The following is an 11,519-nucleotide window of genomic DNA, read 5'->3' as shown; positions in this document are numbered from 1 at the left end:
CTTCCTTAAACTCACAACTACTTTTTAACAAACAATGCCATCGCTTCGGTGTGATGGGTTTGAGGAAACATATCAATCATTGATAGCTTCTGCAATTGATAACCGTAAGATAACAAAATACTGGTATCTCTGGCTAAACTAGTCGGACTGCAAGAAACATAAACCACTCGCTTTGGGTTTAGCTCTTTAAGCCTTTTCAAGCAGTCATAAGCACCTGCTCGAGCAGGATCTAAAAGTAATTTATCAATTTTTCTAAGCCAAGGTTGAGCAGACAAATCTGAACTTAAGTCACAAGCATGAAATTCAACATTTTTTAAGTCATTCTCTTGGGCGTTAATTCTTGCTTGCTCCACGGACGAATCGACACCTTCGACGCCAATAACGTACGTACCAAGTTTAGCAATGGGAAGACTAAAGTTACCCATCCCGCAAAACAAATCCAATACCCGTTCATGTTCTTCAGGCTCAAGCCAATTTATCGCTTGGTTAATCATAGCTTGGTTTATTTCTGTATTTACCTGCACAAAACCACCAGCTTGAAACTTGAGATTAACTTCTTGACTTAATGTGTAACTCGGCTTTAATTGCAGGCCTGCCAAAACTTCAAATTCGTTTTCGTGTTGCAATTGGAGGTTTACTTGGTTGGCATGAGCAAAATCGACTAACGCTTGCTTATCACTATCGCAAATACTTACCGGAGTGCGAATAATAACAAACACGCCGTTACTGCCCTCTATCAACTCAATATGCCCCAAGGTCTTGCGATCTTTAAGTTTATTAACCTGTTTCACAAGCGGATTAATAAGAGCATTTAAGCTGTGCTTTAACACTGGGCATTCATTGATTGGTACAATGTCATGGCTACTGATTTTTCTGAAACCAATATTGAGTCTTTTAGTTTGCTTATTATAACTCGTCGCTAATTTAGCCCTACGACGATAATGCCAAGCTTCACCCGTCAATGTAGACTTTGATACCTTCTCCAGGGGAGCATGCTGTGCCATTAAGTTAGAAAGAGTATCGGATTTATATTGATGCTGCGCCTCGAGGTTCAAATGCTGCAAATCACAACCACCACACTCGTCAAAATGAGGACAAGCTGGCACTTCTCTATGCTCTGAAGGATTGACGACATTAATCAACTTCGCTTTGGCAAAGTTCTTCCTCTGTTCAACCAGTTGTAAATTCACATCTTCACCCGGCAGTGCGCCGGGCACGAAAACAATTTTACCCTGATGATGGGCGATGCCTGCACCAATGTGGTCAAGTTGTGTCACATTAAGAGTCATTTTGGCTGAAATTAGATTTTTCTTCTTGGTTTTTGCGGTAAAAAATTGCGCCATAATTGCCTCAAAATTGATAAAGTATTAGCATCAGTAAAAATTTCACTAAAAAGCGTTCTACTTACTTTTTCGTTTTTTATAAAAAATGCCAAAATGCACTTCACTCAGGTTGTACATTATGAGGGAAAGGCCACTAAATTTGCCAAGGAAATAAAAATAAAATCATGACAGATGGCAGTGAAACGACCAAATATAATCTGCGTTCATGGGTACTCGCTCTGGCATTAATACCAACTGTAGTTGTTGGTTTTTTACTCGCCAGTTTTTTCACCATTAATCGAAGCATAGAATTAGAACAAAATAATTTAGATCGAATTGAACAAATAACAGTACCTGCAGCACTTGCAATCAGCGTTTCCATTGCATCAAATAATCGCGATGAAGCCAAGCGGTTGCTCACACAAATGCAAATTTATGAGCCTAAATTCATTAAATCTATTGCTGTGTTCGACGCAAATAACCAGTTATTAGTTACCTCTCACTATCATAAAGATTTCGATAACATGCGCTATGACAGCTCACTGGTTACACTTAAGCAGTCTGAGGTAGAAGATATCGGTGAGTTTATCTTGGTAAAAACACCCATTTTTTCACTTTCTCAAGCCGAAATAGATAACCCTGACTTTCAAAAATCAACTGAGCCGCACGGGAATTTTCTTGGCTATATTACGATGCTCGTCACCAAAGAAGAAACAATAGAATCACAATATACCGCCATCATTGTTGCTTTTATTGTATTTTTAGCCGGTATTCAATTAAATCTACTTTTTACCATTCGTTTGGTTAAGTTTTTTACCATTCCAGTCAATAGCATGGTGCTGTTTGTCTCAAAAATTCGCCAAGGTAAATTTGTTGAAAAAATTGATGGGGCATTCATCAGTGAGTTAGACACGCTAAAGTCGGGCATTAATTCAATGGCAAAATCATTGAATATTTACAAAAACGAAACGCAAAATAACATTGAACAAGCCACAAGCGATCTACTCAAAACCCTTGAACAAATTGAAATTCAAAATATTGAATTGGATATTGCAAAGAAACGCGCTCAGGCAGCGAGTCAAACTAAATCTGAGTTTTTAGCTAATATGTCGCACGAACTCAGAACGCCACTTAATGGCGTGATAGGGTTTTCGAGGCAATTGGCTAAAACACCTTTACATAAGAGCCAACTTGAATACATACAAACCATCGAGCGAAGCGCAAGTAACTTACTTAACATTATCAACGATATTCTGGATTTTTCTAAATTAGAAGCTGGAAAGATGGTTATTGAGAATATTCCCTTTTGCTTAAGAGATTCTCTTGATGAGACGATGACGTTAACAGCAGCAGCGGCACACCAAAAAGGCCTTGAAATCGTAATTGATGTTGCTCCCAATGTACCTGATAATGTGATTGGTGATGCCATGCATCTCAACCAAATTATTACCAACTTAGTCGGAAACGCCATTAAGTTTACTGAAAACGGCAGTATACTTCTTAAAGTGAGCCTAGTTTCAGAGCATCTTAAAAGAGCCATCATTCGATTTGATGTTGTAGATACAGGAATCGGTATCAACCTTGAACACCAACAGTTATTATTTCAAGCGTTTGCACAAGCCGACGCCTCTATTTCAAGGCGTTTTGGCGGTACAGGCCTAGGGCTGATTATTACTCAGCGTTTGGTCGATGAATTAGGTGGTGAAATCAGTTTTTCATCTGAAGAAAATCAAGGTTCAAATTTTTGGTTTTCAATCCCTCTTGAACTTTGCCAATTCCAATTATCTGACTCGATTCCCCTACACTCTTTAAATAACAAATCAGTATTGGTTTATGAGCCCAGAAGCTTGTCAGCCGAAATGCTCTCAACGTCTCTTAAGTCATGGAATACTCACTTTAGAATAGCCTCAAGTACCCAAGACATCCTTGAAAAACTGAATTCATCACTTCAATATCAGTACTTACTCTTAAGTTGCCACGATATTTGCTCTGAAACTGATTTACTTAAGATTCTTAAGCTTGCCAGGCCCAAAGTAGATAGAATCATTTTGATCCATGATTGTCTCAAACAAGATCACTTAATTGACCGAGTTCGCCCATACACAGACAATATTATAAAAACTCCATTTACTGCATTGGCATTAGCCAAACAGATGCTGTTTTCACAGCAGATCAGTGTCCCTGTTGAATTGGATAAACCTATACAGCCACTGAAATCAAAGCACAATATAAATGTGTTAGCCGTTGATGATAATCAAGCAAACCTGAAGCTGATCAAAACGTTACTCAACGATATTGTCTCCAATGTAACCATTGCACCAAGTGGCACGGAAGCCATCGAATACGCGAAAACAAAAAACTTTGACCTTATATTAATGGACATTCAGATGCCTGATATCGATGGCATTCAGGCTACAAATGTGATCCGCCGAGATTCTCTGAATCATAATACTCCGATAATAGCCGTAACTGCTCACGCACTTTCAGATGAAAAGCAGCGCATTTTTGATAGTGGCATGGAAGGGTACCTTCCAAAACCTATCGATGAAAAAGCATTAAATGATATTATCGAGCAATGGGTCATTCGTCCTACATTTACTCACTTTGATTCCCATACTCTTAATTGGGAATTATGCTTATCTCAAGCCAGCCAAAAAGCACCATTGGCTATAGAAATGCTGCAAATGTTGCTTGCCTCTTTGCCTGAAACAGTAAACGAGCTCAATCAAGGCCTACAGACACAAGATAATGACAAAATGCTATCCATTGTGCATAAACTACATGGTGCTTGTTGTTATTGCGGGGTTCCGACCACTCAAAAACTGTGTAATCAAATAGAATCTTCGCTAAAGCAAGGTGAAACAATAGAAATGTTAGAGCCTGAAATACTTGAGTTACTCGATGAGCTAACTAAGGTAGAATCTGCCGCTAAACAAGTGATTTCCCAGATGTCGATGGAATAAGTCTATGACTAAAAAGGTAGGTTTTTTTAAGCGGTTGAAAGCGTTAAAGATTGAGCAAAAAGAATTATTTGCGATTGCTTTATGTCAGCGTATGTATCCAAATTATCATTTATTTTCAACAGTTACTGAATTCGGTAACCCTGTTGTGCTCGACACAACACTTAATCTGCTATGGCAGAAGCAATATGATAAAAAGTTAAAATTAAACACTGATTTATATCTTGATAAAATTGACTCAATAACTCCAGAGCCAGAAGACTTTGATATGTATGGTGTATACCCTGCCCTTGATGCAGCCGTGGCGTTAACTCAGCTCCTCAGTGCACTTCAAAGCAAGGTTGAAGAAGACATCACTAACGTCAGTAAGCTGTCATCGAGCACAGTTGCTAATTACATTGAAGCGACTTGTGATATGGAGTTTAAGAACGAAACTCAACTGGATGATTATATTTTTGAGCACCCAGCAATGGTAGAAGAAAGGGCTGTTCAAGGTGATTTACTTGAAATTATTGAATCGAACAAAATTACTTCTGACATGGTCAAAGAGTTACGTAAAGAAATCGTTTCAAGCGGAATTTCAAATATCGGTATTAGCATGAACGAATAAGTCAGGCTATAACTCAAGGCATGGATGCCTATCCATATAATTTCCCATAAAAAAACCGTCTAATTATCCTACAACCATTTACTGTATGAAAAAACAGTATATACTGTTCATCAATACAGTGGTTTTGATAGGATATCATTATGCTTTGTCAACTCAGTGTCCATAACTTTGCTATCGTTCGTTTTCTTGAACTCGATTTTAAATCTGGAATGACCAGTATTACAGGTGAAACCGGTGCTGGTAAATCTATCGCAATTGACGCGTTAGGTTTATGTTTAGGTAACCGTGCTGACGTAAACTCTATACGTTCAGGTTCAGACAAAGCCGAAGTCAGCGCTAGCTTCTCACTTCACAAGTTACCGATGGCTAAACGCTGGTTAGAAGATCAAGACTTAGATCACGATGATGAATGTATTCTCAGACGTGTCATTAGTAACGATGGACGCTCTCGAGCTTACATCAATGGTAACCCTGTCCCTATCACTCAATTAAAAGCATTAGGGCAATTGCTCGTATCTGTACATGGACAGCACGCCCACCATGCTATGCTCAAAACAGAGCACCAACTAACCTTGCTTGACGGTTACGCCAACCATTCGTCATTAATTGAGTCTGTGTCTCAGCGGTATCACAAAGTAAAACGAGTTGAAGCCGAGCTTAAGCAGCTTAAACTCAGTCAAGAAGAACGAAAATCTCGGCAGCAACTGTTAGAATATCAAATTGAAGAGTTAAATGAATTTGATTTAAAACTCGGCGAATTTGAAACCATAGAGCAAGAACATAAGCGCCTTGCAAACAGCTCTGATCTCATTGAAAAATGTCAACAAAGCGTGGCATTACTCAACGAAGATGAAGCTAATATCGCTTCATTATTAAACCATGCCGTTGCTGTGATCGGACAAATTGAAACGATTGACCCGCAATTTAGAAATGTCAGCAATATGCTCAACGACGCGCTGATACAAGTTCAAGAAAGCAGTAGTGAAGTCCAGTTGTATCTTAGCAATATCGAACAAGATCCAGAGCATTTTAATTTTCTCGAACAAAGACTCTCAAAATCGTTACAATTAGCTCGAAAACATCAAATATCACCTTCTGAATTGGCAAGTTTTCACCAAAAAATCAGGATTGAGTTGGAGGGTTTGTCACAAGACGTAAACAAGCTAGACGATGTGAACTTACAACTTGTTGACGCTCAAACACAATACTATTCAGCCGCAAAAAAACTAAGCCAAAGTAGACAACGATATGCCAAAGAATTAAATAAATTAGTCACTCAATCCATTAATGAACTCAACATGCCAAAAGGCAAATTCCAAATAGAAATTACCTATAATGCTGAGCAAATGAGTTGCGTTGGAGCTGATCAGGTTCAGTTTCTCGTCACAGCAAATCCAGGGCAACCAATGCAAGCCATTGCCAAGGTTGCTTCAGGTGGTGAGCTATCTCGTATTGGCTTAGGCATTCAAGTTATTACTGCACAAAAAGTCGCGACGCCTACCCTAATTTTTGATGAAGTTGATGTTGGTATTTCTGGCCCAACAGCCGCTGTTGTTGGGAGAATGCTTCGCAGCTTAGGGGAGTCGACCCAAGTATTCTGCGTAACTCATTTACCACAAGTAGCAGGTAATGGGCACCAACATATGTTCGTAAATAAAGAAGCTAAAAAAGATCAAACAGAAACCTCTATGGCAGCATTGAACCATGAACAAAGAGTACAAGAACTCGCGAGGCTTTTAGCTGGAGACACCATAACCAGTAGTTCATTAGCGAATGCTAGAGAACTACTTCACGGTTGATGCTAACTCGTTAAGAGATTAAAGCCGTTATTAGCCTGTATTTCGACTGTGATCGACGGACTTAATATCATACAGTTCGAATGGAAATAAATTTCGTAGTTGTTGCGTTAAGTCGTCGGAAACATTGGCAGAAATGTGTAATCGAACATCACCGCTCTTTTCAGCTCGTACAGTACCTGTCATTTTATTGTGTTTGGCCAACTGACGAGCTTCACGCATAAATTTTTCAGGTACTTTGCCTTTATGCTTGTCTAATCTTCCATTTTTGAAATGTAATTCAAAAATAACTAAACCTCTTTTAGATCCAAATACAAAATAAATTAATACCGCAATGCCAATACACATGAAAAGGAGTTTCAAGCCTGTATCCATTATTTTTCCCCTTCGACTAAAAGTCTTATCATTTATTGCTAAACTATACTCTAATACCAATTACATTAATTAATCCTAAAAACATCAGCTGAACGCTGAGTATATGAGTATATGAGTAACTGTTTGAGCAATAAGATGACTTTATCATAATGGCTTTCACCCAATGAGTGAAGTGTTCTACGCTCACAATCTTGCTAAAATGACTGCTATCTGCGTTGTAACTTTTGCAAGTAGAATAAACTACTTGCTACAAGCTACTCCTTACTACCAGCCATTTTTTCTACGCTTGAGAACGCAGTAACTGATGTTTCTAGGTTAATCGAATGAATTTCTAATTTCACAAATAAGTTAATAATTTTAGAGGTATGACATGAGAGTGGCAAAAATTCACCAATATCAATACTACTTTGTAATTTTCAGCATATTGCTCTCTTTAGTCGGTTTTTCTTACAATGTTTGGCGTCTTGAATCTACAGAAAATAACAATACGATACGTACCGCTAGCTTTGAAATATTACTTGAGCTATCTGCACTCGAACAACTTGTTTATTATGCTCATTACGATAAAAATATAGTAGAAGGAAGTCCGAGAAAGGGCTGGGTGAAGGTTGGCTTAATCAATGACTTGAGCCCCTTAGCTGGTGAAGAAGTGATGGTAAAGTCAAAAAAACTTATGCAAATTTGGTCAAGTAATTGGAGCAGCATAGAGGAAAGCCAATTAGCAACTGAACAAGTTGTTTCAGCCATTGAAGCGACCCGCGACGAGATCAATATAAGGCTGACTACGCTTGAATAAACGACTTTATTAAGATGCTTCAAAAAATCACTTTCACTTGCTCTGCCACTCGTTTCGCTTTATCAAGGGCTGATTGAGTATTATCAGATAGTGCTAACGCGACACCGAGTCGCCGTTGACCATTAATTTCAGGTTTTGCAAACAAACGAAGCTGAGTACCAGCTTCCAATAAGGCTTCACGTACACCTTCAAAACCTATATTAACTGAGTGTCCGTCGGCAAGTAAAACCGCCGAAGCGCTATGACCATATTGCAAAATACTCCCCACTGGAAACCCTAAAATAGCTCTAACATGCAACGCGAATTCTGATTTATCTTGACTGATCAATGTAACCATCCCTGTATCATGGGGTCTAGGGGAAACCTCTGAAAAATATACTTGATCACCTTTAATGAACATTTCCACGCCAAAAACGCCAAATCCTCCAAGTGATTTAACGACTTTGGTTGCCATTTCTCTTGAAATTTGTATGAGCTCATTCGTCATTTGCTGGGGCTGCCATGACTCACGATAATCACCGTCTTCTTGCCGGTGGCCGATAGGTTCACAAAAATGAATGCCATCAACAGCGCTAACCGTTAACAAGGTGATTTCATAGTCGAATTCAATGAAGTCTTCAACGATAATTCTTCCTTTTCCACCACGAGCGTCCTCTTGCGAAACCTCCCACGCGGCATCAAATTGAAGCTCAGATTTTACGACTGTCTGCCCATGACCAGATGAGCTCATAATTGGCTTTATAACACAAGGAAATCCAATGGTCGTAATCGCTTTCTCCATTTCTTTTTTGCTATCACAAAAGAAGAATCTCGAAGTAAGTAGACCTAATGTATTCGCCGCTAGTCGTCTTATCCCTTCCCTGTTCATTGTCAATTGAGTCGCTTTGGCATTTGGTACAACTTTCACCCCAAAAGACTCAACTTCAACAAGTACCTGAGTATTAATCGCCTCTAGTTCTGGAATGATAATATTAGGGCTTTCTTGCGCAATGACAGATTTAAGTGCAGCAGAATCCATCATGTCAATAACATGCGAACGATGAGCGATATGCATAGCAGGAGCATTAGCGTAACGGTCAACGGCAATCACTTCTATTCCATACCTTTGCAACTCAATAGCGACCTCTTTGCCTAACTCACCACTGCCTAATAACATGGCTTTAATCGAATTTTTGCATAACGCGGTACCTATCATCTTGGCTCCAAATTGAAGTGTATGAAATGAGTTTAGTGCAAAATTAATTGTTGAAGCAGAATCTGTCAGTTTTGGGAGAATAAAGAAGAGTTTTTGATAAATCTACTGCAAGCTGAATACTGGCATAACAAGTAGGATTAATAATTAGACGAGCTTTCATTTATGGAGAGGCTTTTGTTAATTTGAAGTTTAAAGGCAGTTTTAAAAAATCGGTAAAATAGAAAATGTCTGTAGAATTCACGGTTCCAAGCTTATTAGCTTACTTACAAAATAACCCGAGTGCTTTAAAGCGCAAAGATGATATTTATTTTTTATTTTTGCCAAACAACTCCTGCTATAAAATAGAGTCGAATTTTGAGGGAAAGAAAGAAGTCGTTGCTTTGAGAGGTTTTTTTCAGCTTGACCTAGCTTTTAATTCTATATCCATTACTTATCAAAAGGGGAATATTGGTGAAAGCATAATCCTAGAAGCTGTTTCAAAATACACAAGATTACCAAAACAAGTTAAGAACCCTAAGACTGAAAATAAGCCGCTCACATCATTAAATCCAAACAGTGCAGTACCTGTTTTAGCTTTTAAATCTGTTTGTGAGCAATTGAAACTCACTCACAATGAGCGCAAAGCATATTTAAAACTAAATTTAACCATGTTCGTATTCTCGTATGAAAACAAAAGCGTGTCGCTTATAAAGTCAGATGAATTACTTGCTTCAACAGAATCTGAAGCTTCAGTTCCAGTCATTGCGAGCACGAAATTTGATTCACTCGTAAGAGAGAATACGCGTCACTTGCTGCAAATTATGTTGCTTTGTTCTGATTCAAAATTTAGAGCATATAACGAAATAGAAATACCAACGGGTAAAGATCCAAAAGAAGTTGAACAACTAAAAACACTTCTAAAACAATGGATTAAACTCAATGTTTCCAGTAAGCATCGTGACGAAGTTTATCGATTATTAACTGACTCAGACGCAACCACCTTAAGTGAGCCATTACATGACTGTATCATTTGGGGCAGGCAAACAACGGTTTAAGCAGTTCCAACTCTGATAGCTCACGACTTTGGCTAGGTTCAAGAGTTCGATCCAAATAAAGACCACCAATGGATAAACGATGCAACCCAACTACAGCATTTCGGTATCGACCAAACATCCTTTTAATTTGATGATACTTTCCTTCACTAAGTGTAACTATTGCTTCACGCTCACCGATAATTTCTAAAGCAGCAGGTTTAGTCGTAACATTCTCATATTCAAAATAAAATCCTTTTCTAAAACCTTCTATGTATTTGCTTGAAATCGGATCTGCTAGCGTCACTCGGTATACTTTATCAACTTTATTTTCTGGCGACATTAAACCCTTTGACCAGCGGCTATCATTCGTTAGCAAGATTAATCCAGAAGAATTTAAGTCTAATCGACCTGCTATATGTAGCTCATTTTTTTGAGAGTGAGTAAGCAGATCAATCACTGTACTATGCTCTGCATCTTTAGTTGCACTCACCACCCCAACAGGTTTATTCATCATTAAATAAATGGCTGTCTTATCTTGCAATACATTGTCATCGAACTGAATGTGATTAAACTCATCAATTTGTAAATCAAGCGATGTAGTGACTTTTCTATCGACCTTTACTCTATTATTTATCAATAATATTCGTACAGATTTCTGTGGTAAATTAAGTTTTTTACACAAAAATCTATCCAAGCGGCTTCGCTTACTTTGCATTAGCCACCTCTGTCACATCTTCACTGGTTTTAGCACTCGAAAATGGGGAAAATTTATAAGCGCAGCGACGTGCGCCTTCAATAATATGCTCTTCCCTAGACACTGAAGCAATTTGTTCAAAAAGCTTTTGAAACATTTCTAATTCGGAACGACAAAAGTTTTGACATTTGGTTGCCGCTGCACAGATTGGGCAATGATTCTCGTAAAGCCAATAGTCTTTATCACTAAAGTCACAAGAGGCCATGTATCCTTCATTGCTACGTAACTCACAAAGTGCCTGTAATTTTTCTTCAAGGTTTGTAGTTAATGCTAAAACACGATCGTATTGTGCAAAACTGCTTTTTTCTCTTGCTGTTATCAACTTATCGAGCCCACCATCACCGAATACCTGAATGACTGAATCAATCAATTGCAATGTTAACTCTTCATGCCTATCATCAAAGTGGCTAGCGCTGCCTTCGGTTAAATACCAATATCGCGTTGGTCTTCCGCGCCCTTGCGCTCTATCTTCTGTTGCAACATCACCATTGTCTTCCAGTAGCTGCAGATGCTGTCTAACTCCCATTGTTGTTAAAGCGAGTTCTTTTGACAAAAACTTTGCGGTCAAAGGGCCATGAACTTTCAACAAATTGAGTATTTTTTCTGTGGTTTTCATATCACCTCCTTGCCCTATTATTACTTCTCCTTCGAATAAGTAAACTTTTTTATTTATTTTTTTGAATTTACCCCTTTACACT

General features: G+C 38.5%; 10 protein-coding genes. 5 read left to right on the top strand and 5 right to left on the bottom strand.

Translation table 11 applies throughout. The annotated features are described in order from the left end of the window. Positions 1–17 precede the first annotated feature (17 nt). On the bottom strand, positions 18–1,343 hold the full coding sequence (gene rlmD / locus E2I05_RS04930) for a 23S rRNA (uracil(1939)-C(5))-methyltransferase RlmD (protein WP_121852982.1): 1,326 nt from the start codon (positions 1,341–1,343) through the stop codon (positions 18–20). A 164-nt stretch (positions 1,344–1,507) separates the two neighbouring features. Between rlmD and barA the strand changes: the two genes are divergently transcribed. The 3 genes from barA to recN all read left to right on the top strand — a co-directional run bounded on the left by barA (position 1,508) and on the right by recN (position 6,691). Beyond that, a complete protein-coding gene (gene barA / locus E2I05_RS04925) occupies positions 1,508–4,285 on the top strand; it encodes a two-component sensor histidine kinase BarA (RefSeq protein WP_121852981.1) in 2,778 nt (925 codons plus the stop codon). Positions 4,286–4,289: 4 nt separating this feature from the next. Next, positions 4,290–4,892, top strand: coding sequence for a YjaG family protein (locus E2I05_RS04920; RefSeq protein ID WP_121852980.1), 603 nt, complete (start codon positions 4,290–4,292; stop codon positions 4,890–4,892). Positions 4,893–5,032: 140 nt separating this feature from the next. Further along, positions 5,033–6,691: a DNA repair protein RecN gene (gene recN / locus E2I05_RS04915; protein ID WP_121852979.1), complete on the top strand. Its 1,659-nt coding sequence runs from the start codon at positions 5,033–5,035 to the stop codon at positions 6,689–6,691. Between the two features lie 30 nt (positions 6,692–6,721). On the opposite strand, the gene E2I05_RS04910 is transcribed toward recN, so the two are convergent. After that, positions 6,722–7,063, bottom strand: coding sequence for a DUF3634 family protein (locus E2I05_RS04910; protein WP_121852978.1), 342 nt, complete (start codon positions 7,061–7,063; stop codon positions 6,722–6,724). Between the two features lie 376 nt (positions 7,064–7,439). Between E2I05_RS04910 and E2I05_RS04905 the strand changes: the two genes are divergently transcribed. After that, on the top strand, positions 7,440–7,859 hold the full coding sequence (locus tag E2I05_RS04905) for a hypothetical protein (protein WP_244935412.1): 420 nt from the start codon (positions 7,440–7,442) through the stop codon (positions 7,857–7,859). Between the two features lie 19 nt (positions 7,860–7,878). On the opposite strand, the gene purT is transcribed toward E2I05_RS04905, so the two are convergent. Continuing rightward, positions 7,879–9,054 (bottom strand): formate-dependent phosphoribosylglycinamide formyltransferase, encoded by a 1,176-nt coding sequence (gene purT, locus E2I05_RS04900; protein ID WP_121852976.1) that lies wholly within the window; start codon positions 9,052–9,054, stop codon positions 7,879–7,881. A gap of 224 nt (positions 9,055–9,278) precedes the next feature. On the opposite strand from purT, the gene E2I05_RS04895 reads away from it, so the two are divergent. Further along, positions 9,279–10,088, top strand: coding sequence for a hypothetical protein (locus E2I05_RS04895; RefSeq protein WP_121852975.1), 810 nt, complete (start codon positions 9,279–9,281; stop codon positions 10,086–10,088). On the opposite strand, the gene E2I05_RS04890 is transcribed toward E2I05_RS04895, so the two are convergent. Continuing rightward, positions 10,060–10,782: a 16S rRNA pseudouridine(516) synthase gene (locus tag E2I05_RS04890; protein ID WP_121852974.1), complete on the bottom strand. Its 723-nt coding sequence runs from the start codon at positions 10,780–10,782 to the stop codon at positions 10,060–10,062. The genes E2I05_RS04895 and E2I05_RS04890 overlap by 29 nt on opposite strands. After that, positions 10,772–11,437, bottom strand: coding sequence for a helix-turn-helix transcriptional regulator (locus E2I05_RS04885; RefSeq protein ID WP_121852973.1), 666 nt, complete (start codon positions 11,435–11,437; stop codon positions 10,772–10,774). Before E2I05_RS04885 ends, E2I05_RS04890 begins: the two co-directional genes overlap by 11 nt. Positions 11,438–11,519: the final 82 nt, after the last annotated feature.

The organism is Parashewanella spongiae (genome assembly GCF_004358345.1).
Classification (GTDB): Bacteria; Pseudomonadota; Gammaproteobacteria; order Enterobacterales; family Shewanellaceae; genus Parashewanella; species Parashewanella spongiae.
The sequence above is the reverse complement of the archived record's forward strand: the minus strand, read 5'-3'. Positions and strand labels throughout refer to the sequence as shown.